Here is a 22,804-nt window from a genome sequence, read left to right on the forward strand (position 1 = left end):
GGTGTCAGCTGTCCGTGGTGTCAGCAGCAGGCCGAGTCGGCGTCGCAGCATCCGCTGTCAGATTGTGCGGTCAACCCGAGCTGCGGGCGCTCAGCCAGGCCGGCGAAGGCGAGCAGCTGATCTTTGGAGGGGTAGGAGCCGGTCGCGACGGTGACGCCGTCGACGACGGTGAGCGGCAGCCCGGTGGAACCGACGACGTGCATGAAAGCGCGCACGGTCTCATCCGTCGTGAAAGCGAGCGGATCGGTGGCCAGATTGTGGCGTTGGATGTCCGCGCCGAGCTCCTGCAGATTGCGCACGGCGGCCGTCACCTCCACCAGGGACTGGTCGACGTCGACGCCACAGACGCCGGTGTCGCAGCACAATGCCGGTTCGTAGATTCGGATGGCAGCCATGTCGATCTCCCTCTAAACTTCAGTCACACTCGCTATATCGATCAGTATCAATGTAGCAGTAGGCTGGTGCCGCCACCTACCGAGAGGATCAACCGATGACCGAGAAATCTGAGATCACCGAGCTCGTTCGCGAGCGCTACGCGGCGGCCGCCCTGCAGCTGAGCGATGTCTCGAGCACGTCCTGCTGCGTGCCCACCGACCTCGGCAACGGCGACGTGTTCGGGCGGGTGCTGTATACCCAGGGTGAGGACGACGAGATCCCCGAGGAAGCGTTCCTGGCCAGCCTGGGCTGCGGCAACCCGACGGCGGTCGCTGACCTGCACCCGGGCGAAACTGTGCTCGACCTGGGCTCTGGCGGCGGCATCGACGTGCTTCTCTCCGCCCGCCGAGTGGGTCCGACCGGCTTCGCCTACGGGCTCGACATGACCGATGAGATGCTCGCGCTCGCCCGGGCCAACGCCGCCAAGGCCGAAGCCACTAACGTCGAGTTCATCAAGGGGCAGATGGAGGCCATCCCCCTGGCCGACGACAGCATCGACGTGATTATCTCCAACTGCGTCATCAACCTGTCCGCCGACAAGAATGCCGTGATCTCCGAGATGTTCCGGGTATTGAAGCCCGGCGGGCGCCTCGGCATCTCCGATGTCGTGGCCGAAAACCACCTGAGCGCAGAGGATCGTATCCAGCGCGGCAGCTACGCCGGCTGCATCGCTGGTGCCCTCTCGAACCAGGAGTACCTCGACGCCCTGGCCGCAGCGGGCTTCGTCGACGGGGCCGTGGACTACACCCACGAGGTCGCCGCCGAAATGCACGGAGCCATCGTGAAGGCCGTCAAGCCCGGCGTTCCCTCCGACGCCTGACTGCGGCTGGTTCTGCGGCTGCAGGTAGGTGGCCGGTTATCCCGCCCGTCGTGGCACGCCTTTGAGAAGTTGGCACTGGTTTGAACACGGGCCAGCTTCCGCACAACGTGCAGCGAGCGCTTGCGGACAGCCGAGGACGTGCCCGTTCCCTACTTCCGTTCGACGCTGAACAGCTCACACTCCGCGTTGTAGTAGTCAGAGGTCGTCCCTTTGTGCGTCATTCCGATGCGCTGGGCCACAGCCTGTGATGCGACATTGTCCTTGTTGGTCACGGCAGAGATCCGATCGAGTCCCATCACAAAGGCGTGGGCCAGGACGGCTCGCGCCGCTTCACTCGCATAACCGTGCCCCCACGCGTCGGGGTGCAGATGCCAACCGATCTCAATCTCACCAGAGGGACTCAACGGCATCTCCGCACCGAATGCGGGCAGTGGTTTACGTTTCGAGTCTAGGCGGCAGCACTTGCGAATCGCAGGTAAATTGTCATGCCACAACGTACCGTGGTCGGTTCGAGCCCTTAGGCAGGATCAGATGACTACAACGCTATTGTCATCGACATGGCCGCTGTCGATGACCGGTCGACGTGAATACGAACCTGTCGTGTGGATCCCATTCGTACTCGTCGTCGCAACGGTAACCGCGCAGCCACGGTTGCCCGTCGACGACGCGAAGGTAGAAGCCTTTCGGGAATGCGGCTTCTACTCGAAGTGGTGGGGCGGCGACGGTGAGCGATCCGGACGGTGCGTGGCCATTGGACATGACCGTGTCGGGAGCTGCCCCCTGACTGCCGAGCGCCAACCGAAGGTAGGGGGCGGCACCCGATGGGCAGAGGTGGAGGCCGCCCTCGCGGGCTGTCTGAAAGATGCGCGAGAGCACAGCACCGTCCTCCAGCCCCAGTTCGATCAAAGAGTGTTCGACGACGGTTATGGTCTCGCGTTCCGGGCCGTCGAAGATGGGGTCGTCGAGCAAGACGGTCGCCCAGTCGTTCAATTGCACACCCGCTTTGCCAAGAGCCTCCCGCAACTGCGGTCGGGTCATGGTGCCAGTCTCGAAACTGAGCGGTTCTAGAAGGGTTGGAAGATTCATACCATCAGCTTCACGCAAAACAGGCACCCGAGCGCGCAGTCTGCACGACTTGTGTCAACACGATTAGATGGGACGATGAATGCAAAATATCGGTTCTCATCCGACATCGCCGAGATCGACCGCGACCAGGTGCACCGCTGGATCAGCGAGCAGTCCTACTGGGCGCCCGATCGATCACGCTCACGGCAGGACGCAGCGATTGACGGCTCACGCAACTTCGGCGTGTACGACACCGTGTCCAACCGGCAGGTCGCCTACGCGCGCGTCATCACCGACGGCGTCACGTTTGCCTGGCTCTGCGATGTCTTCGTCGACCCCGCCGTTCGCGGTCACGGCATTGGCAAGGCCCTCATCGCGGGGATTCTCGAGGAGTGCGATCCCCTGGGACTGAGGCGCATCGCCCTCTCGACCAACGATGCACACGGCCTGTATTCCAATCTCGGATTCTCCGCTTTGATCGCCCCGGAGACGTGGATGGAGCGCATCGTCAACCCCGGCGTGTAGCCAAGAGACGACTATCTACTCGGCGCGTGCGACCCCCGGAGACGTGGGATCTACAGCCGCCTTCGCGATACCGAAGATGTCCTTCGCGCCGAAATCCTGCACCCCTTCGCAAAATGAACCGAAGCGTGTAACACTCTGACTGCGGCCGGACATTATTAGGTATGACTGACTTTGACGCAGACGCCAGCGATGCAGACGTGTGGTCGCAGGTGCGCGCGGGCAACGGCCAGTCGTTCGGGGTGCTCTTCGACCGGCACCGCGACCGGGTCTTCCGCTACAGCTTCAGGCTGGGAAATCCTCTCACTCTGTGTTCTCGAAGAGCTCTCGGCACCAGACGTCGGCGAGATCCTCGGCATCGTCCCCGGCGCAGTCCGAGCACGCCTCATGCGCGCCAAACGGCGCCTCAGCCACACCCTTGACATCGATTCCTTGACAGTTCCCTCAGGAGAGCGGCCTTCTCAGCTACCAAGTTCTAGACACTTCAGCACCGCGTGTGCTGCTCGACCCAGTTCAACTCCACGAAGAATGTGAAAAGCACCTGGGCGTGGGCAAATTGTGGGCAAATCCGTCAAATTCGGAGAAACATACCACTCAGCCAGTTTTGGAAACCAACTCTGACCAGAAGTTTTAGTGGAGCCGCCTGTCAGAATCGAACTGACGACCTTCTCATTACGAGTGAGATGCTCTACCAACTGAGCTAAGGCGGCGATACCAGAACACCCCATAAGGCACTCGGTGACACAGCAGCCAAGCCTAGTCGTTTCTGCGAGTGATTCTGTACACCTCGGCGAACGAGGCGTCCACGCGCTCCGAGAGAGGGCTCGCACCGTCCCCCTCGGCCCAGCACCGCCAGGCATGACGGATGGCGGCCACGGCCACCAGAGTGAACAGCAGGGCGCGCTGGTGCAGCTCGGCTGCGTCGTGAGCGGGGGCGGGGGCATCCGCTTTGAAGCGTTGCTCGATGATCTGCTGTAACTGGTCTTCGAAGTCGCGCAGGGTGGCCATGCGCATGCCGAACAGGTAGGCATTTTCCCTCATGACCGTGCGTCGCAGCTGGTGGATCTCGCGGTCGGCCTCTGTGCGCTGCAGGCTCTTGGAGAGCAGCACGGCCAGATCGGCCAGCACGTCGTTGTCGGGGCCGCCAGCGACAAACACCTCGATATCTTCAGCGGATGCCAGTCCCGGCGCGTCCCCGATCAGGGCGGCGTCTTTGGAGGAGAAATAGTTGAAGAACGTGCGCGGCGACACGTTGGCGACGCGGCTGATGTCTTCCACGGTGACGTGGTCGATTCCGCGCTCGCGGGACAGGGTCAGCACGGCGTGCTGAATGGCCCGCCGGGTGGCGAGGCGCTTGCGCTCGCGCAGTCCGAGCAGTTCAGTATCGATCGACATGCCGCAATTATTTCACAGCGCGCAAAATGCTAGCACTGGGGGTCGGAGGCGGGCACGATTCCGTCCACCAGATACGAGTCGACGGCATCGTTCACACAGGAGTTCGACTTGTTGTAGGCAGTGTGTCCTTCGCCGGTGTAGGTCACGAGGCTGCCGCTGTCGAGCTGCTCGGCCAACTGCTGCGCCCAGACGTAGGGGGTGGCCGGGTCGTTGGTGGTACCGACGACGAGAATGGGTGCCGCGCCCGCCGCATGAATCTCGGTGCGTTCGCCGGTGAACTTGTACGGCCAGTCGGCGCAGCCGATGTCGCCGAAGCTCATGAACGGGCCGATCACCGGGGCCGCAGCCTCGAGCTCGGCAGCCTGAGCACGCATCACGGTCGGGTCGGCGTTGTAGGGATAGTCGATGCAGTTGATCGCCATGAACGACTCGGTGGAGTTGTCGGTGTAGTCGCCGTTTGCGTCCCGGCCGTTGTAGGCATCCGCAAATTGAAACGCGCCCTCGGCGCTGCCGTGCAGCACGGTGTCCAGCATCGTGCTCAATTGCGGCCACGCGGTGGCCTGGTAGAGCGGGTAGATGATCGCGGTGAGCAGCGCGTTTCCGCCGAGCTGACGGCCGTCTGTGGCGGTGATCGGGCTTGCGTCGACGGATTTCAGCAGCGCACCGATCGTCGTCATCGCGCTGTCGACACTGCCACGGAAGGGGCAGTCCTCCCCGGCCAGGCAGTCACTGAGGTAAGCGCGCAGGGCGTTTTCGAAGCCCACCGCCTGGGTCTTGGTGACCTCGAAATTACTGGTCGAGGGGTCGACGGCGCCGTCGAGCACGAGGCGGCCGACCTTCTCGGGAAAGAGTTCGGCGTAGGTGGCTCCGAGGAAGGTGCCGTAGGAGTAGCCGAGGTAGTTCAGGTGGGTGTCGCCGAGTACGGCGCGCAGCAGGTCAAGGTCGCGGGCGGCGCTCTTGGTGTCGACCGTGCCGAGCAGCGGCCCGGTGCGCTGGGCACAGGCCGCAGCGAAGGCGTTAGAGGAGGCTTTCAGCTCGGCGATCCAGGCATCCGTTCCGCGCTCGGCGGTCGTGAGCCCGTAGACGTACTCATCCATCTCCGCGGAGTCGTAGCAGGCGACCGCCGAGGAACGCCCGACGCCCCGAGGATCGAACCCGACGATGTCGAAGCTCGCCTGCAGGGTGGAGTCGGTGGCGTAGTCGAGGGAATCCTTGATGAAGTCGTAGCCGGAACCGCCCGGCCCGCCGGGATTCACGAGCAGCGAGCCGATTCGGTCATTGCCGGTGGCGACATGGCGTACCAGGGCCAGCGATACATCGCCGGCAGCCGGATCGGTGTAGTCGAGCGGCGCTGAAGCATCGGTGCACTGCAGGCCGTCGCCACAGTCGCTCCACTGCAGCACCTGGCTGTAGAACGGGTCGAGGTCGTTGGTCACCTGCTCGCCTGTGGGGGTGGACTCGGTCGGGCCGGCATTTGTCGCGAACCAGGAGGCGCATCCGCTCAGCGCGAGGGTGAGGGCCAGGGCTGTGGCGGTGATGCTGGTGGCGCGAGTGCGTCGGTTCAACGGGTTCCTCTTTCATAGCGTGAAGCGGATGCTGCGGTTCAGGCTACCGAAAGCGGCTGGGAGTCACTGCGCATCGTGGCACTGCGGGCGTCTCACTGGGGGCGGCGGATCGCCGACACGAGCATTGCCTCGAGGGCGAGAGCCGGGGCGACGTTGCCCTGAATGCGCTGGCGGGCCACGGCGATGGCGTCCATCGTGGCGACCGTGGTTGCTGGGCTGCCAGCCACACTGGCCGTGCGCAGTTCGGCGAGCAGTTCGAGGTTGATCACGGCGTGTTCCCGTCCGAGCTGCACCATGCAGACATCGCGATAGAGCGAGGCGAGGTCGACCAGAATGCGGTCGATGCCGTCGTGCAGGCTGCGCTTCGCCCGGCGCTTCTGGTCGTCTTCGAGGTCTTTGATCTGGCTACGCAGCCCCGGTGGCACGGACTGCCCGGCTTCGACACCAAGCGAGCGCAGCATGCCGTCGCGCTCGGCGGCATCCAGCTCGACGGTGATCGCCTTCGCGTCGTCACCGGCGATCGCGAGCAGTCGAGCGGCAGCGTTGACGGCAGACGACACCGAGCGGATGCCGAGAGCCGCGCGCAGGGTCTCCTCGCGTCGTGCCCGCGCATCAGCGTTGGTGGCGAGCCGCCGAGCCATGCCGATGTGGCTCTGGGCGAGGCGGGCGCTGAGCTCGGCGATGACGGGGTCGACGCCGTTGCGGCGTACGAGCAGGTCGGCGACGTCGGCGACGCTCGGCACGCGCAGACGAACCGTGCGCACGCGCGAGCGGATGGTGGGGAGCAGGTCGGCCTCGCTCGGCGCGCACAGAATCCACACCGTGCGTTCGGGCGGTTCTTCGAGGGCTTTCAGCAGCACGTTCGAGGTGCGCTCGACCATGCGGTCGGCGTCTTCGACCACGACGACCCGGTAACGACCGACCGAGGGCGAGTATTGCGAGCGGGCGACGGCCTCCTTGACGGTCTTCATCGGGATGATGACGCCCTCGGTCGTCAGCACGCTGAGGTCGGGGTGGGTGCGCGCCTCCACCTGACGGGCGGCCGCGAGGTCGCCGTCGGGGGTGCCCGGGCTCAGCAGGGCCGCCGCAAAAGCGAAAGCGAGGTTGGAGCGGCCGGAGCCGGGCGGGCCGGTGATGAGCCAGGCGTGCGTCATGGAACTGGATTCGGCGGTGGCGGTGCTGCCGGCCGCTCCCCCGGCATCCGCTGCACCGGTCGTCGACGGCACCCGCTGCGCCGCCGCCCGGAAGATGGCGATCGCGTCGGCCTGTCCCGTTAGGTTGTCCCACACTGCCATGAGTCAAGGGTAACCCGCGCCGCCGACAGGCCGCGTCCGCACTCCCGTAACCGGACGGGGCCTGGGCCCAGTCCCTTAGAGAAGGAGGGGGAGGACGCGGGACCGGATGGTGGCGGCGATCTCGGCGACGGGAGCGGCGGCATCCACTACCAGGAACCGGTCGGGTTCGGCGGCGGCCAGGTCGAGGAACGCGGCGCGCACGCGGGCATGAAAGTCGTTCTTCTCCGCTTCGAGCCGGTCGAAGACCTTGTCGTCGGCGTCGAGCCGGGCCCGGGCGGCACGCGAGTCGAGGTCGAGAAGCACGGTCAGGTCGGGCAGCAGTCCTTCGACAGCCCAGAGCGACAGGTCGCGCACCTCGGAGGCGCCGAGCACGCGGCCGGCTCCCTGGTAAGCCACGGAGGAGTCGAGGTAGCGGTCCTGCACGATCACGTCGCCGCGGGCGAGCGCGGGCCGCAGCTTGGTGCCCACGTGCTGGGCACGGTCGGCGGCGTAGAGCAGGGCCTCGGCGCGCGGGTCGACCTCGCCGCGGTGGTGCAGCACGATCTGGCGAATCTCGACTCCGACATCCGTTCCGCCGGGCTCGCGGGTGCGCACCACGGTGCGCCCCCGCGCTTCGAGCCAGTCGGTGAGCAACTGCGCCTGAGTGGTCTTGCCGGATCCGTCGCCGCCCTCGAGGGTGATGAACAGACCGGTCACGAGACCTTCGGCGCGATCGTTGTCGTGGCGGCGGATTCAGCGGCCGAACTGGCCGCCTTTTTCACTGCAGGCTTTTTCGCAGCCGGCTTCTTGACCACGGGTGCGCCGGTCAGCGCGGCCTTTGCCGCCGCATTCTTGGCGCGGGTAGCGGCTGCCTTCTTCGCGGTCGCCGCCTTGGCCGCAGCGGTCGGCGCCTTCTTGACTGCCGGCTTCTTGACAGCGGCTTTCTTGGCCGGTGCCTTCTTGCGGGGAGCCGCCGGACCCTTGGCCCGCTTGTCGGCGAGCAGCTGCACGGCCCGGTCGAAGTCGATCTCCTCGATGTCCTCCGACTTGGGAATCGTCGCGTTGGTGACCCCGTCGGTCACATACGCTCCGAACCGGCCGTCCTTGATCTTGATCGCCTTGCCGCTCTCCGGGTCGGGCGCTTCGAACTCTTTCAGTGCGCTCGACGCCCGGCGGGCGCCGTACTTCGGCTGGGCATACAGCTCGATCGCACCCGGCAGGTCGATGTCGAAGATCTGGTCTTCGCTCGTGAGCGACCGGGTGTCGATGCCCTTCTTGAGGTACGGCCCGAACTTGCCGTTCTGGGCCAGAATCTCGGTACCGGTCTCTGGGTCGAGCCCGACGACGCGCGGCAGCGCGAGCAGGCGCAGGGCCGTTTCGAGGTCGACGGCGGCCAGGTCCATTGACTTGAAAATGGATGCTGTGCGCGGCTTGTCCGCCGCGGCCACCTTTTTCGCGGCCGGCTTGCGCTTCGGCTTGGCCACGGTGACCTCGCCGGTGACGGGGTCGATCGTCTCGACCGGAGCCACGACGACGACCGGAGCAACCGGCTCGGCCGGTGCCGGCGCGAGCTCGGTAACGTACGGCCCGAAGCGGCCGTCCTTGGCGACGATTTCCTTGCCGTTGTCGGGGTTGAGGCCGATCACGCGGTCGGTGACGACCGGGGCGTCGATGAGCTCGCGAGCCTTGGTGGCGGTCAGTTCGTCGGGCGCGAGTTCCGGCGGGATGTTTACTCGGCGGGGCGGGGCATCCGCTGCCGCATCGGGGTCGATGACCTCGAGATAGGGGCCGTACTTTCCGATGCGCAGGGTGATGTCGTCGCTGATGGCGACCGAGTTGATCACGCGCGGGTCGATCTCACCGAGGTTGTCGATGACCTGGCGCAGGCCGCGGTGCTTGTCGCTGCCGAAGTAGAAGCTGGTGAGCCAGTCCAGGCGGTTGGCTTCGCCGCCGGCGATGCGGTCGAGGTCGTCTTCCATCTCGGCGGTGAAGTCGTATTCGACCAGGTCGCCGAAGAATTCTTCGAGCAGGCGCACGACCGAGAAAGCGATCCAGTTGGGAACGAGCGACTGGCCGCGCGGCGTGACATAGCCGCGCTCGGTGATGGTCGAGATGATCGAGGCGAACGTCGAGGGGCGCCCGATGCCGAGCTCTTCGAGCTTCTTCACCAGGCTGGCCTCGGTGTACCGGGCGGCCGGGGTGGTCTCGTGGCCCTTGGCTTCGAGCTCGAGCAGGGTCAGTGTCTGGCCCTCTTCGAGCGGCGGCAGCTTGGACTCGGTCGCATCCGTCGACGCGTTGCGCTCCTCGTCCTTGGACTCTTCATAGGCAAGCATGAAGCCGCGAAAGGTGATGACCGTTCCGCTGGCTCCGAATTCGGCGAGCGCACCCGAGGCGGAGGGGTGCTCCGACGTGCCGGTCGGGCCGGCCGCGATGGTCACCGAGGCGGTCGAGCCGGTGGCGTCCTTCATCTGCGAGGCGACGGTGCGCTTCCAGATCAGGTCGTACAGCTTGAAGTCGTTGCCGCGCAGGCTGGAGGCAAGCGAGGTCGGGGTGCGGAAGGTGTCGCCGGAGGGGCGAATTGCCTCGTGCGCTTCCTGGGCGTTCTTGCTCTTGCCCTTGTAGGCGCGCGGGGCATCCGGAACCGTCTCGGCTCCGTAGAGTGCCGCGGCCTGGGTGCGGGCAGCCGTGAGGGCCTGCTGCCCGAGCGACGGCGAGTCGGTACGCATATAGGTGATGTACCCGTTTTCGTACAGCGACTGGGCGACGCTCATGGTCTGCCGTGCGGTGAAGCGCAGCTTGCGTGCCGCTTCCTGCTGCAGGGTCGAGGTGGTGAACGGGGCTGCGGGGCTGCGACGGTAGGGCTTGGAGGTGACCTTGGTGACCTCGAGCTTCACACCGGGGGCCCGCAGCGCGGTCGTCAACGCCTGGGCGGCGGAGGCGTCCAGTGTGACGGCCTTCACGGTGGGCTTGAGCGCACCGGAGTCGTCGAAGTCGCCACCGGTGGCAATGCGCTCACCGTTCAGTCGAACGAGCTTCGCGTCGAACGCCTGCTCTGCTTCTGAAGCGGATGCTGCCAGTCGAGCCAGCAGGTCCCAGTAGCCGGCGGAGACGAACGCGAGGCGCTCCTTCTCCCGGTCGACGACGAGGCGGGTCGCGGCGCTCTGCACGCGGCCGGCGGACAGACCGGGGCCGACCTTGCGCCACAGGACCGGGGAGATCTCGTAGCCGTAGATGCGGTCGAGGATGCGGCGGGTTTCCTGCGCGTCGACGAGGGCGGTGTCGAGGTCGCGGGTATTGTCTTTGGCGGCGAGGATGGCGTCTTTGGTGATCTCGTGGAACACCATGCGCTTGACCGGAACCTTGGGCTGCAGCACCTGCAGCAAGTGCCAGGCAATGGCCTCGCCCTCGCGGTCCTCATCAGTTGCGAGCAAGAGTTCGTTCGCATTCTTGAGGGCCCGCTTGAGTTCGCTGACAGTCTTCTTCTTGGCGTCGCTGACCACGTAGTACGGTTCGAAACCGTTCTCCACATCGACCGAGAATCGGCCGAGCGCACCCTTCTTGAGTTCAGGCGGCAGGTTTTTCGGCTCGATCAGATCGCGAATGTGACCGACCGAAGACAAAACTTCGTAGCCGTCGCCGAGATACGCGGCGATCGACTTCATCTTGGTCGGTGATTCAACAATGACCAGCTTCTTAGTGCCTGGCACCAGACTCCTCTTTATACGTAGTGACCAAATGTGGGCCAAGGCACACCATACACACCGGAATGGAGTGCGCGCCTAATCGACGGGCACGTCTCGGCGCGTCCCGCTCGCACACACGGCGCTCCCAGCCCGTGCTCAGTTCGCTCAGAGCATGCAGCACAACAATCCCAAACCCTTGCTGTTTGCCCGCCCCGGTGCAGAATAGACCCATGGGTACAATGACGGCCACATACACCGCGAAGTTGACGGACGGGCCCCTTCAGGGCAAGACAATCACGACGACTTTTCTCGACTCGGGTGATCCGCAGCCGCGCATCGAGATTCCGGCCGATTCCGGCAAGCGCTATCTCTACGCGCGCGGTGCCGGCCTGGAATTCGAAGGCTCCGACTTCCCCGGCCGCCCGAGCGCGGTCGAGTACCGCTACCTCGAGGTGCTCCTCTCGTAGTTAGCTCGTCAGATCAGGCTGGCGGCCCGGCCCGAGCACTCGCGGAGATGTCGATGCCGTGCACCCGCCGCCGCACCGAAACCGATGCGATCAGTCCCGTTACCGTGCAGCTTGTGACGGTGGTCTCGTTCATCGTGGCGACGGCATCCGCTGCCTCACAGGGGAAGCCCGGGATGGCACCGGAGGCTGTGTCGGCGGCGGCGAGCGCGGCCGCATCGGCCGCGTTCGCGACGGACCGGCCCGCGGTGAGCAGCCCGAGAACCGACAGGACGAGGGTTGTCAGCAGCACGGTGGCAGCGAGCACGGCGAGCGCGAGGATCGACCCGGCTCCCCGCTCGGTCGAGCCAGGCCCGGTCTCGGGCCCGGCGTCAGGCGAGACTCCAGGCCCGGGCCAGACTCCAAACCCGGAAGTTCCGGTCCGGGCGGCCCTGTCGCTCGGCGTGCCGATTCCCTCACTCATTGGCCGCCAGCCAGAGCGCAGGACTGTGCTTCGAGGGTGAGGCCCGCGAAGATTCCCGGCGCACGCGTGACGACGCGCGCGCAGACGAACTCGCCGCGGCGCTCCGGAGCCAGACTGGCGCCGGCCACGGCTTGATGCACGAGCCCCGCAGCCCGTACCACGCTGTCGCCGCGGGCGAGCGAACGCGCGGCGCTGGCGGCAGCATCCGTCAACCGCACCTGCACACCGATGACCTGAACAGCACCGAGGCAGCAGGCCAGCACCAGCACCACTGCCGGCAGTGCCGTGGCGAACTCAGCGGTCGTGCTGCCCCGGCTACTTCGCCCACTTTGGCTACCCGATACTGAGGGCACGTCGCACCAGATCGGTGAGCATTCCGCGCACCTCGTCGCTGCGCAGAATGACGATGAGCAGCCCGGCGAACCCGACCGCGGCCATCGTGGCGACAACGTATTCCGCCGTCGCTGCTCCGGCCTCGTCGGCCAATTTTTTCAGGGTGGTCTTTGTATACACAGACTCGTCTCCTTCGGCGTCCATCGACGCGGGTTGGTCGGCACGAGCACGTTCACTCTGCTCCGATCCGCCGGCGCGGGCAGCGGCATCCGCTTTTCTGTGGACAGTTTCAGAACGTTGTCAGGGTGGAGGAGAGCACGCTGAGCAACAACGGCACGACGCCGACCAGCATGAACGCGGGCAACACGCACAGGCCGAGCGGCAGCATGAGCGTCACGGAGAGTGTCGCGGCCCGGCGCTGCCCCGCGCTGCGGGCATCGCGCCGAAGCTGTTCGGCCTCGCTGCGCAGTAGTTCCGCCGCAGGAACTCCCGCACGCGTCGAGAGGTCGAGTACCCGGTCAACCGGGTCACCGACGTCGCCCGCTGCAATGCCGTAGCGCTCGGCGGCAGCCTGCACCAGTGCACGGGAGCGGTCGATGGAACCTCCGCCGCTCATAGCGATGGCCATGAGTTCCAGTCGCAGCCCCGGCGTGAGGTCGGTCGGGCCGGCCCGACGCACCAACGCCCGGTTCCAGCCTGCGGCGGCGAGCATCAGCAGAGCGCCGCCGCCGAGGCAAACCCACCCCGGCACGGTCGCGAACAGGGTGTGCAGGGAGTCGAAGCCCATGAGACTGCCGAAGACGACCCCGATCAGCGGCAGCACCATCACCAGCCGGGCGGTCGCGCGCGGAGCCGCCAGCGCCACCTCGAGATCGCGCTGCACCTGGGCGAGTTCGCGCAGCGAGGCGGCGAGTTCGCGCAGGCAGCCGGCCAGCGGGGCACCGGCCTGGGTCGCTACCTGCCAGGCCGCAGCGAGTCCGAGCCAGGCGTGCTCGGCCTCAGCGGCCGCGCCGTTCCGGCGTCGCCCGGGTGCGGCAGTCGCCGCACGTGCGGCACCGCCCGCAGAAGAATTCTCGCTGCCGAGCCGGCGCGCCTGACCGGCGATCGCATCGGCCACGCTGTCGCCCCGAGTCGCGGCGCGCGCTGCAGCACGCAGGATGCCCGTGGTCCCCGAATCCACCAGTAGTGACGGCGGTAACAGGTAGCCCCAAGCGGACACCGGGGACACACCCGCCGACAGCAATACCGCCAGCCGTTGGGTCACCGCCGCGACCTCTTCGATCGGCGGGACAGCATCAGCTCGGCGCACGGTTGTCCCCTGGCCGAATCGTGGCTGGTTGATCGCCCCGCATCAGACCGCCTCGATCGAGAGCCGGTCTCGGCCGTCGAGCGTGAAACGGCCGACGGCGTCGAGTCGGCGTACCCCGTCGGTGCGTTCCAGGTGCAGCACCAGGCCGATCGCGCTCACGGTCTGCCGGGCCACGGCGGAAGCGCTCATGCCGGCGAGAGAACCGAGCGCCTCCAGACGGGCCGGAACGTCTTCGAGCGAATTCGCGTGCAGCGTGCCCGCTCCCCCGTCGTGACCGGTGTTGAGCGCGGCGAGCAGTTCCCGAATCTCCGACCCGCGGCACTCGCCGAGCACGAGCCGATCCGGCCGCATGCGCAGCGCCTCCCGCAGCAGCGCCTCCAGGCCGATGCGCCCGGCCCCCTCCAGATTGGCCTGCCTGGCCTCGAGGGCAACCACGTGCGGATGCCGGATGCGCAACTCGGCGACATCTTCGATCGCGACGATGCGCTCGTTGTCCGGCGCTTCGCCGAGCAGCGCTGCCAGCAGCGTGGTCTTTCCACTCCCGGCAGCACCGGTGATCAGCAGATTCTGGCGGCCGCGCACCGCGGCGCGCAGCCGCCCTAATCGGGCAGCGGCTGCCTCCCCCACGCCAAACAAACCGGCGTCAGCGAGTGCACCAAGGCTGCGGTCGGCAGCGTGGGGAAGCCGAATCGAGAGCAGGGTTCCGGTGCTCGAGACCGGTGGAAGCACGGCGTGCACCCGAATGCCATCGGCCAGTCGCACGTCGACGCACGGGCTCGCTTCGTCAATGTGCCGCCCGCCCAGAGCGATCAGCCGTACGGCCAGCTCGCGCACTTCGGCCTCGCCGAGCTGCCAGGCCGGCGCGAATGCGAGACCGTGCCCGGCGTCGATCCACAGACCGGCATCTCCGTTGACGAACAGGTCAGTGGTCTCCGGGGCGGCAGCATAGCTGGCCAGCGGGCCCAGCGCCCGCACATTCAGTCGCTCGTTGCCCACCAGCGACGGGGTCGCCGGGGTGGTCTGCGGTCTCGCGCCAGCGGCATCCGCTGTCGCCGAACGGTGCCGGGCGGAGTTCACAGGCGGCGGTGCGGCTCCAGAACCCGACGTGCCCGACGTGCCCGACCGTGCCACCGCCGGGCCGACCGGCGGCGCCGCCCAGGGATCTGCCACAGCTGGCGAGCCCGAATAGGCAACGCCCGAGACGGCAGCGCCCGAACCGGCAGCACTCGGAATGGCCGACACTGCAACGGCCGCGGCCGGAACGGCGTACGACGGAACGGCAACGAAAGGCTGGCCCATGCTTCGACGGTACGGCGAGCCGTGCCGGCGCCGGCTCGGCCGGCACAATCTGTGGACAACCGGCGGGCCGAGGAAGCAGGGGAGGAGCCGCATCGGCACGACTTTTCACCCACATCAACTCCGCGCACCCGCCATAAACTATGGAACCGCTTAAATAGAAGGGGCGGCACCTATTGGGGGGAACAGGTGCCGCCTAGCATCGCGCAGATTGGGGGGAACCGTACGCGATGCTGGTCAAAACTTTCGTTCAGACGTGTTTCAGTTTACGCAGCCGCGCTCAAAATGCAAGTCCGATGTCCTCATTAGAGAGGACACTCGGGCGGGGGGTACAAAATCACCCTGAAACAGGGGTCCATTTCTCAGTATTTCGTTTGTGTATACAGAGATTGGCCTGAAACCGGTAGGGTTCAGGTGAGCTGGCAATGTCCTGCATGCACGTACCGCAAAGGAGCGAATTACACATATGACGGTTAAAATTGACACCCTCCTGCACGAATCGCGTCGATTCGCGCCCACTCCCGAGTTCGCCGCGCAGACAGCAGCGACACCAGACCTGTACACCGAAGCGCAAAACGACCCGACCACCTTTTGGGCTGATCAGGCCCGCAATCTGCTGCACTGGCACAAGCCGTTCACCAAGACCCTCGACTGGAGCAACCCGCCGTTCGCGAAGTGGTTTGAAGACGGCGAACTCAATGTCGCCTACAACTGCCTCGATCGCCACGTTCTGGCCGGCAACGGCGAGCGCGTAGCTCTGTACTTCGAGGGCGAGCCCGGCGATTCCCGCAGCTACACCTACGCCGAGCTCACCACCGAGGTCAAAAAAGCCGCCAACGTGCTGCTCGGCCTCGGCGTGACAGCCGGCGACCGCGTGGCCGTGTACCTGCCGATGATTCCAGAGGCTGTCATCTCCATGCTCGCCGTGGCCCGCATCGGCGCCGTGCACTCCGTCATCTTCGGCGGATTCAGCGCCGAAAGCCTGCGCTCGCGCATCGACGATGCCAATGCCGTGCTCGTGATCACGGCCGACGGCGGCTATCGCAAGGGCAAGATCAGCGCCCTCAAGCCGGCCGTCGACGCCGCCCTGCAGTCCAACGACTCCTCGGTGAAGAACGTACTCGTGGTCAAGCGCACCGGCCAGGACGTGCAGTGGAACGACCGCGACATCTGGTGGTCCGACGCCATGGAGACGGCGTCTCCCGATCACGAGGCCGAGGCTTTCCCGGCCGAGAACCCGCTCTTCATTCTGTATACATCGGGCACGACCGGCGCGCCCAAGGGCATCCTGCACACCAGCGGCGGTTACCTGACTCAGAACGCGTTCACCCACCAGAACGTCTTCGACCTCAAGCCTGAAACGGATGTCTACTGGTGCACCGCCGACGTCGGCTGGATCACCGGACACAGCTACGTGGTCTACGGCCCTCTCGCCAACGGCGCCACCCAGGTGCTCTACGAGGGCACCCCCGACTCCCCGCACACCGGTCGCTGGTGGGAAATCATCGAGAAGTACAAGGTCTCGATTCTGTATACAGCGCCGACCGCGATCCGCACGTTCATGAAGCTGGGCCGTCAGATTCCGCAGCAGTTCGACCTGTCGAGCCTGCGCGTCCTCGGCTCGGTGGGCGAGCCCATCAACCCCGAGGCCTGGATGTGGTACCGCGAGGTCATCGGCAGTAACATCACGCCGATCGTCGATACCTGGTGGCAGACCGAGACCGGCTCGATCATGGTCTCGGCCCTCGCCGGCCTCACCGAAACCAAGCCGGGTGCCGCCCAGGTTCCGGTTCCCGGCATCACCATCGACGTGCTCGACGACGACGGCGTGCACGTGGGCCACGGCAATGGCGGGCTCCTCGTCGTCACCCAGCCTTGGCCAGCCATGCTCCGCGGCATCTGGGGCGACCCCGAGCGCTTCAAGGAGACCTACTGGGACAAGTTCGAGGGCACAACCGGCGCGAAGGACGGCCCGCTGTACTTCGCCGGCGACGGCGCCAGGCTCGACCACGACGGTGACATCTGGCTGCTCGGCCGCGTCGACGACGTCATGAACGTGTCCGGCCACCGCCTGTCCACGGCCGAGATCGAGTCGTCTCTCGTTGCCCACTCGCTCACGGCCGAAGCCGCTGTGGTCGGTGCCGCCGACGAGACCACCGGTCAGGCGGTCGTCGCGTTCGTCGTGATCAAGTTCAGCCAGGCTGAGATTGCCTCGCACGAGGACATCGTCGATATTCTGCGCAAGCACGTTGCCCAGCAGATCGGTGCCATTGCCCGCCCGCGCGACATCTACATCGTCGACGAGCTGCCGAAGACCCGCTCCGGCAAGATCATGCGCCGTCTGCTGCGTGACGCGGCCGAGGGACGCGACGTCGGCGACGTCACGACCCTCGCCGACACGATGGTCATGAACACCATCACCTCGCAGATGAAGAAGTAGCCAGCGAACACCAGCGACGGCCGTCTTCCCTCCGGAAGTCGGCCGTTGCCGTTCCCCCGGCACCGTAACTCCGGCAATTCACCGCCGCCGCAGATCTGGCCCCTGATTTCACGCGGATGCTTCGCGCGACCCCCACAAATTGCAGGAGTTGTGCAGGCTCCCGCCCGGGAACCAGCAAGGGGCCCTACTGTGTGGACATGACTTCAGCCGCGACACCCGGGCGCGGTCGCCTCGGCCGGCTGGATGCGCTGCGCGGGGTGGCCGCCGTTGTTGTGCTGGTGCACCACGTGTCGATGACGGTGCCGCAGATCGCTGCAGCCTACGAGTCGAGTGCCGGCGTGACCGTGTACTCCGTTGGCTGGTGGACCACCCTGTCCCCGCTCAAGGTGTTGCTGGCCGGCCCCGAGTTCGTGCTGGTGTTCTTCGTGCTGAGCGGCTTCGTGCTCGTGCGGTCCCCGTTGGCTGCCCGCTGGAACGGCGCGCGGTACGACTGGGTGGCCTATTACGTGCGCCGCGTCATCCGTTTGGCCGTACCCGTGCTGGTGTCGGTGGGCCTCGCTGTCATCTGGATCGTGCTGGTGCCGCGCACGGTGGGCGCGGCAGGCGGACCGTGGCTGGCCCGGCAGGACACACCAGACCTGGGCCTTGGCAATCTGCTGCGGGAAGCCAGCATCATTGGAGAGACCCGGCGCCCCGACATCAACCCGCCCCTGTGGTCCCTGGTCTGGGAAATGTGGTTCTCGCTGCTGCTGCCGGTGTTCGTCGCCCTCGCCGCGTTCACCCGCAGTCTGGTCAGCGCGCCGGTGCGCCGTGTTCTGCTCTGGGCCGCTTTCTGGTGTGCCCTCGCCGGCCTCGGCTACGTCACGACCACTCAGGCGCTCATGTACCTGCCGCCGTTCGCGCTCGGCGCCCTGCTCGCTGCCAACTTTGATGAACTGCAGCGGTGCAGCGAGCGGCTGGCCGAACGGGCCAGCGGCCGCCTGCTCGGATTCGCGCTGGCCGCGCTCGGCCCGTTCCTGCTCGTGGCCTATTGGATGCTGCGCCCGCTGACCAACGGCGCGTGGAGCGACGTCACCCTGTCGCTGCGAGTGGCCGGCGCGTTCGTGATCGTGGCGACCGTGGCGTTCTGGCCAGCTGCGCAGCGGGTCAGCGGGCCGCGGCTCAGCGGGCACTGGCCGCGCCGACTACTCACCTGGCTGGGCTCGATCAGCTTCAGCCTGTACCTCGTGCATTTTCCGATAGTGGTGGCCTTCGCACTGCTCGCCGGACCGGGTCGATGGTGGCTGGGCGCTCTGGTGTCGGTGCCGCTCAGCCTGCTGATGGCGCAAGCGATGACCCGGTGGGTCGAGCGACCGGCGCAGGTCTACGGAACGCGAGCCGGGGCATCCGTTTCAGAGCGGATGCTCCGGCTCGCGCCGCGCAGATAACGGCGGTTAGGCGAACGCGACGACGAACTCGATCTCAACCGGAGCGTCGAGCGGCAGCACCGCGACGCCGACGGCGGAACGCGCATGGCGGCCGATGTCTCCGAAGATCTCCACGAGAACGTCGGAGGCTCCGTTGACCACGGTCGGCTGGCCGGTGAATGACGGATCGGAGGCGACGAAGCCGGTGACCTTCACCACCTGGGTGATGCGGTCGAGCGAACCGATGACGCTCTTGATGGCGGCGAGGCCGTTGAGGGCGCAGGTGCGGGCATATTCCTGGGCGTCAGCGGCGGGAACGAGGCCGTGACCGTCACCGACCTTGCCGGCGGCGGGCAGCGCGCCGGACACCATGGGCAGCTGGCCGGCGGTATAGACGAACCCGTTGCTGATCACGGCGGGCAGGTAGGCGGCGACCGGCGGTACGACGCTGGGCAATTCAAGACCCAGTTCGGCCAGGCGGGCTTCGATCTTCGACACGCTTAGGCCTCTTCCTTGCCGGCGAGCGGGCGTTTGAGATAGGCAACCAGGCCGCCTTCGGGGCCGGGGACAACCTGCACGAGTTCCCACCCGTCAGTGCCCCAGTTGTTCAAAATAGCGGCCGTGTTGTGGATCATCAACGGCGTTGTGAGGTACTCCCAGGCGGGCATAAGTCTCCTATTGAGGCGGTCATTCAGATTTGTCGCTTACGCTCAAGTGTATGTCTGCCAAAAATCGAACCGTGAGCGGGGCTCTGGGGGGTTTCCTGGGTCTCGTCGGGATGAGTGCCGTTGCCGGCATTCTCGTGACCGCCGCCGTCGCCCCCGCCGTTGCCCTGTCCGGCATGGCCGCTACGAACACCATCAACGTGTTCGACAGCCTGCCCGAGTATCTCTCCATCGATCGGCTCTCCCAGAAAAGCAACATCTACGCGTCGACCAACGCCGAGGATCCGGTGGGTACCCGCGTACTTCTCGCCTCGTTCTATGAACAGAACCGGGTAGATGTCGCCTCCGACGCGATCAGCCAGTTCGCCAAGGATGCCGCGATTGCCGGTGAAGACCCGCGCTTCATGGAGCACGGCGGCGTGGATATTCAGTCCAGCTTCAACGGTGCCGTGCAGACCCTGGCCGGCGGCGACACCCGCGGCGGCTCATCGATCACGCAGCAGTACGTGAAGAACGTGCTCATTCAAAAGTGTGAGGTCATGACCGACGCCGATGCGGCGAAGTCGTGCTACGCCGATGCCACCAAGCCCACCGCCGACCGCAAGCTGCGCGAGATGCGCCTCGCCATCGGCATCGAGAAGAAGTACGAAAAAGTAGACATTCTTCGCGGCTATCTCAACATTGCCGGTTATGGCGGAACGGTCTATGGCATTGAAGCCGCCGCCAACTACTACTTCAACACCACCGCCCTCAACCTGACCCTGCCGCAGGCCGCGAGCCTGGTGGCGATCGTGAACAACCCGGTGAAGTTTCAGCTCGACCGCCCAGACAGCGAAACCAACGGCGCCGCCAACGGCTACGCCGCCAACAAGGTACGGCGGGACTACATCCTCGCCGAGATGCTCAAGTACGACAAGATCGTGCAGGCCGACTACGACGCCGCTATCGCAGCGCCGATCGAGCCCGTCATTACCGTGCCGAGCACCGGCTGCCAGACCGCCGGCGACAACGCCTTCTTCTGCGATTACGTGACCAAGGTGCTCAAGAACGATGTGACATTCGGCGCGACCGAGGAAGAACGCATCGACAACTTCACCCGCGGCGGGTTCGACGTATACACGACCCTTGACGTTGAGCTGCAGGCCACCTCGGTCGCCGCACTCAACGCCAGCGTTCCGAAGGTTGTCGACGATTGGAACGTCGGCGGTGTGGTGTCGAGCGTGAAGGTCGGCACCGGAGCCGTTCTCGTGATGGCCCAGAACAAGGACTACAGTCAGGATCCGGCCGTTCAGGCAACCGGTACCAACTACACGAGCCTCAACTACAACACCGACCACGCCTACGGCGGATCGAACGGGTTCCAACCCGGTTCTACCTACAAGGTGTTCACCCTGGCCGAGTGGCTCAAGGAAGGTCACGCGCTCACCGAGCGGGTCGACTCCCGACGCAAATCCAACTGGGGTAATTTTCAGGACAGCTGCAACGGGGTGCAAAACTACGACAACACCAACCCGCCCTTCAACCCGCGCAACGACGGCGGCAGTAGCGAATCGAACCCAAATTACTCGGCGCTTCAGGCCACCACCGGTTCAATCAACACGGGTTTCATCGGCATGGCCAAGAAGCTCGATCTCTGCGGAATCCGCAAGACCGCCGAAGCCTTTGGCGTGCACCGTGCTGACGGAGCTGTCCTCGACCAGGGTGCCTCGTCAGTGATCGGTACCAACGAGATCGCCCCGCTGACCATGGCGGTGGCCTTCGCCGGAATCGCCAACAACGGCATGACCTGCAGTCCAATCGCCATTACGAAGATGCTCAGCTCCGACGGCACCGAGTTGCCGATTCCGAAATCGACCTGCACCCAGTCGGTCGAGCCCGCAGTGGCCGCCGGCATGCAGTACGCCATGGAAACGGTCATGACCAACGGAACAGCCCGCAGTTCCAACGGTGCGACATCACCCCGACTGCCCATGATCGGTAAGACCGGAACCACTGACTCCGCCAAGGACACCTGGATGAGCGGTGCCACCACCCAGGTGGCCACCGTCGTCGGCGTGGTCAACGTGGGCGGGTCGAATTGGAAGAACCAACGCAACAGTAAGTTCTTCGGCAAACAGGTTTCCAACGTGCGCCACACCATCTGGCCGAAGATCATGTCGGTCGCCAACGCCAAGTACGGCGGAGCTGACTTTCCCGAGGCGTCTTCGGCCGTGATCAACGCGGTCGCCGTTCCGGTGCCCGACGTGCGCGGCAAGTCGATGGCCGAAGCCAAGACCACCATTGAGGCGGCCGGGTTCCTGTTCGTCGACGGCGGCGTGACCAGCTCCGAGATGCCCGCCGGTACCGTGGCCAACACGGATCCGGCCGGCGGTGCGGCATCCACTCGCGGTGCCACCGTCACGGCTTTCTCGAGTGACGGCACCGGAGTGGTGATTCCCGCGGTTATCGGTAAGACCGAAGCGGATGCCCGCGCCACTCTGACGGCCGCTCCCTACGGTTTCAGCGTGGCCAAGACTGAAGAGGCCACCGCCGACAAGGCGCAAGACGGCAAGGTCATGGCAATCCAGCCGGGGGTCGGCGCGGTAGGCCGTCCCGGCGACGGGGTGACGATCGTCATCGGCAAATACACCGAGCCAGCCCCCGCCACGGCCGCCCCCGATAAGAAGAACGGATGACCGCGCTCCGTCGCCTGGGCGAGGGCGGGCGGCTCGTCGGCACATCGCTCGCGGCGGCCGGCGCCATCGGCCTGGCCGCCTTCGCTTGGGGCGCGCTCGTGGAGCGCACCCGGTTCACCCTGCGTGAGGTGAGTGTGCCGGTGCTCGCGCCGGGATCGGCGCCTATCCGGGTGCTGCACCTCTCCGATCTGCACATGGCTCCGTGGCAGAAGAACAAGCAGGAGTGGGTGCGCAGTCTCGCCGCCCTGAAGCCCGATCTCGTGGTCGACACCGGCGACAATCTCGGGCATGACGACGGCGTCACGGGCATCGAGTATGCCCTGGCACCGTTCCGGGGAATTCCCGGCGTGTTCGTTAACGGTTCCAACGACTACATTGCTCCGCAGTTGAAGAACCCGTTCACGTACTTCGGCGGGCCGTCCAGCCGGCGTACTGTGCGCCGGGAGGAGCTCGACACCGATGCCCTCCGCCGGGTGTTCGCCGATCTTGGCTGGACCGACATCAACAACGCCGCCGAGGCTCTCGACCTCAACGGCACCCACGTGGAGTTCTTCGGCGTCGACGACCCGCACATCGGCCGAGACCGGCTCGACCTGATCACTCGCGCGATCGACGACCTGCGGGCCAACGATCCGCTCGGCGATGACGTCTGGCCCGACCCGGAAGAAGCCGCTGCCCCGCGCTCCACCCTGACGGTCGGCGTGGCGCACGCGCCCTACCAACGCGTGCTGAATTCGTTCGTGAACCACGGTGCCCAGCTCATTCTGGCCGGCCACACCCACGGCGGTCAGGTCTGCGTACCCGGTTTCGGAGCGCTCGTAACCAATTGCGACATTCCGCGCCGCCAGGTGAAGGGTCTGAGCCTGTGGAACCACGGCCTGCACACCGCCTTTTTGAACGTCTCGGCCGGTCTCGGCACCTCGATTTATGCGCCGGTTCGGTTCGCCTGCCCGCCCGAGGCGACCCTGCTGACCCTGACCGCAGCCTAACTGCC

The 22,804-nt window shown here is 66.0% G+C and carries 23 protein-coding genes and 1 tRNA gene; 8 read left to right on the forward strand and 16 right to left on the reverse strand.

Features of this window, described 5'->3' with window-relative positions; translation table 11 throughout:
* Positions 1-20: 20 nt before the first annotated feature.
* Positions 21-395, reverse strand: coding sequence for an arsenite efflux transporter metallochaperone ArsD (gene arsD, locus E3T29_RS09285; protein WP_092339101.1), 375 nt, complete (start codon positions 393-395; stop codon positions 21-23).
* A gap of 95 nt (positions 396-490) precedes the next feature.
* Between arsD and arsM the strand changes: the two genes are divergently transcribed.
* A complete protein-coding gene (gene arsM / locus E3T29_RS09290; RefSeq protein ID WP_134345197.1) occupies positions 491-1,255 on the forward strand; it encodes an arsenite methyltransferase in 765 nt (254 codons plus the stop codon).
* Positions 1,256-1,404: 149 nt separating this feature from the next.
* On the opposite strand, the gene E3T29_RS09295 is transcribed toward arsM, so the two are convergent.
* Together E3T29_RS09295 and E3T29_RS09300 are read right to left on the reverse strand one after the other, a co-directional pair.
* Positions 1,405-1,665, reverse strand: coding sequence for a GNAT family N-acetyltransferase (locus tag E3T29_RS09295; RefSeq protein WP_134345198.1), 261 nt, complete (start codon positions 1,663-1,665; stop codon positions 1,405-1,407).
* A gap of 139 nt (positions 1,666-1,804) precedes the next feature.
* A complete protein-coding gene (locus tag E3T29_RS09300; protein WP_134345199.1) occupies positions 1,805-2,293 on the reverse strand; it encodes a hypothetical protein in 489 nt (162 codons plus the stop codon).
* 123 nt (positions 2,294-2,416) lie between these two features.
* Here E3T29_RS09300 and E3T29_RS09305 point away from each other — a divergent pair, with 123 nt between their 5' ends.
* Both E3T29_RS09305 and E3T29_RS20690 read left to right on the forward strand, forming a co-directional pair.
* Entirely contained in the window at positions 2,417-2,845 is a 429-nt protein-coding gene (locus E3T29_RS09305) for a GNAT family N-acetyltransferase (protein WP_134345200.1), read from the forward strand.
* A gap of 189 nt (positions 2,846-3,034) precedes the next feature.
* Positions 3,035-3,376 carry an RNA polymerase sigma factor gene (locus E3T29_RS20690; protein ID WP_134345201.1) on the forward strand — a complete coding sequence of 114 codons (342 nt, stop codon included), beginning with the start codon at positions 3,035-3,037 and terminating at the stop codon, positions 3,374-3,376.
* Positions 3,377-3,476: 100 nt separating this feature from the next.
* On the opposite strand, the gene E3T29_RS09315 is transcribed toward E3T29_RS20690, so the two are convergent.
* The 6 genes from E3T29_RS09315 to topA form a co-directional block, all read right to left on the reverse strand.
* Positions 3,477-3,552: transfer RNA gene (locus E3T29_RS09315), tRNA-Thr, on the reverse strand.
* A 46-nt stretch (positions 3,553-3,598) separates the two neighbouring features.
* Positions 3,599-4,237 (reverse strand): TetR/AcrR family transcriptional regulator, encoded by a 639-nt coding sequence (locus tag E3T29_RS09320; protein ID WP_134345202.1) that lies wholly within the window; start codon positions 4,235-4,237, stop codon positions 3,599-3,601.
* 29 nt (positions 4,238-4,266) lie between these two features.
* Complete coding sequence (locus tag E3T29_RS09325) at positions 4,267-5,802, reverse strand: alpha/beta hydrolase (protein WP_134345203.1); 1,536 nt, start codon at positions 5,800-5,802, stop codon at positions 4,267-4,269.
* 92 nt (positions 5,803-5,894) lie between these two features.
* Positions 5,895-7,097 (reverse strand): DNA polymerase III subunit delta', encoded by a 1,203-nt coding sequence (locus E3T29_RS09330; RefSeq protein WP_092339119.1) that lies wholly within the window; start codon positions 7,095-7,097, stop codon positions 5,895-5,897.
* 75 nt (positions 7,098-7,172) lie between these two features.
* Positions 7,173-7,793: a dTMP kinase gene (gene tmk / locus E3T29_RS09335; RefSeq protein WP_241987742.1), complete on the reverse strand. Its 621-nt coding sequence runs from the start codon at positions 7,791-7,793 to the stop codon at positions 7,173-7,175.
* The gene (gene topA, locus E3T29_RS09340) at positions 7,790-10,783 is read right to left on the reverse strand and encodes a type I DNA topoisomerase (RefSeq protein ID WP_134345205.1); all 2,994 of its coding nucleotides are present in this window, start codon (positions 10,781-10,783) and stop codon (positions 7,790-7,792) included. Before topA ends, tmk begins: the two co-directional genes overlap by 4 nt.
* A gap of 206 nt (positions 10,784-10,989) precedes the next feature.
* Between topA and E3T29_RS09345 the strand changes: the two genes are divergently transcribed.
* Positions 10,990-11,226 (forward strand): hypothetical protein, encoded by a 237-nt coding sequence (locus E3T29_RS09345; protein WP_092339125.1) that lies wholly within the window; start codon positions 10,990-10,992, stop codon positions 11,224-11,226.
* 13 nt (positions 11,227-11,239) lie between these two features.
* Here the strand turns inward: E3T29_RS09345 and E3T29_RS09350 are convergent, their stop codons facing one another.
* The 5 genes from E3T29_RS09350 to E3T29_RS09370 form a co-directional block, all read right to left on the reverse strand.
* Positions 11,240-11,686, reverse strand: a complete 447-nt coding sequence (locus E3T29_RS09350; RefSeq protein ID WP_134345206.1) for an Rv3654c family TadE-like protein — start codon at positions 11,684-11,686, stop codon at positions 11,240-11,242.
* On the reverse strand, positions 11,683-12,039 hold the full coding sequence (locus E3T29_RS09355; protein WP_166792366.1) for a TadE family type IV pilus minor pilin: 357 nt from the start codon (positions 12,037-12,039) through the stop codon (positions 11,683-11,685). Before E3T29_RS09355 ends, E3T29_RS09350 begins: the two co-directional genes overlap by 4 nt.
* A complete protein-coding gene (locus E3T29_RS09360) occupies positions 12,020-12,223 on the reverse strand; it encodes a DUF4244 domain-containing protein (protein ID WP_092339129.1) in 204 nt (67 codons plus the stop codon). The genes E3T29_RS09355 and E3T29_RS09360 overlap by 20 nt, the downstream gene beginning before the upstream one ends.
* 85 nt (positions 12,224-12,308) lie before the next feature.
* Positions 12,309-13,328, reverse strand: a complete 1,020-nt coding sequence (locus E3T29_RS09365; protein WP_134345207.1) for a type II secretion system F family protein — start codon at positions 13,326-13,328, stop codon at positions 12,309-12,311.
* A 42-nt stretch (positions 13,329-13,370) separates the two neighbouring features.
* Positions 13,371-14,327, reverse strand: coding sequence for a TadA family conjugal transfer-associated ATPase (locus E3T29_RS09370; RefSeq protein ID WP_370449150.1), 957 nt, complete (start codon positions 14,325-14,327; stop codon positions 13,371-13,373).
* Positions 14,328-15,090: 763 nt separating this feature from the next.
* Between E3T29_RS09370 and acs the strand changes: the two genes are divergently transcribed.
* A complete protein-coding gene (gene acs / locus E3T29_RS09375) occupies positions 15,091-17,064 on the forward strand; it encodes an acetate--CoA ligase (RefSeq protein WP_134345209.1) in 1,974 nt (657 codons plus the stop codon).
* 197 nt (positions 17,065-17,261) lie between these two features.
* Positions 17,262-18,491 carry an acyltransferase gene (locus E3T29_RS09380; RefSeq protein WP_166789917.1) on the forward strand — a complete coding sequence of 410 codons (1,230 nt, stop codon included), beginning with the start codon at positions 17,262-17,264 and terminating at the stop codon, positions 18,489-18,491.
* A 6-nt stretch (positions 18,492-18,497) separates the two neighbouring features.
* Here E3T29_RS09380 and E3T29_RS09385 read toward each other — a convergent pair whose 3' ends face one another.
* A complete protein-coding gene (locus E3T29_RS09385; protein ID WP_092339137.1) occupies positions 18,498-18,968 on the reverse strand; it encodes a RidA family protein in 471 nt (156 codons plus the stop codon).
* A gap of 2 nt (positions 18,969-18,970) precedes the next feature.
* On the reverse strand, positions 18,971-19,138 hold the full coding sequence (locus E3T29_RS19640; RefSeq protein ID WP_166789918.1) for a DUF4177 domain-containing protein: 168 nt from the start codon (positions 19,136-19,138) through the stop codon (positions 18,971-18,973).
* 71 nt (positions 19,139-19,209) lie between these two features.
* Between E3T29_RS19640 and E3T29_RS09390 the strand changes: the two genes are divergently transcribed.
* Together E3T29_RS09390 and E3T29_RS09395 are read left to right on the forward strand one after the other, a co-directional pair.
* Entirely contained in the window at positions 19,210-21,810 is a 2,601-nt protein-coding gene (locus E3T29_RS09390) for a transglycosylase domain-containing protein (RefSeq protein ID WP_241987743.1), read from the forward strand.
* A complete protein-coding gene (locus E3T29_RS09395; RefSeq protein ID WP_134345212.1) occupies positions 21,807-22,799 on the forward strand; it encodes a metallophosphoesterase in 993 nt (330 codons plus the stop codon). The genes E3T29_RS09390 and E3T29_RS09395 overlap by 4 nt, the downstream gene beginning before the upstream one ends.
* Positions 22,800-22,804: the final 5 nt, after the last annotated feature.

Origin of the sequence: Cryobacterium sp. TMT1-66-1 (assembly GCF_004403435.1) — a bacterium.
Classification (GTDB): domain Bacteria; phylum Actinomycetota; class Actinomycetes; order Actinomycetales; family Microbacteriaceae; genus Cryobacterium; species Cryobacterium flavum.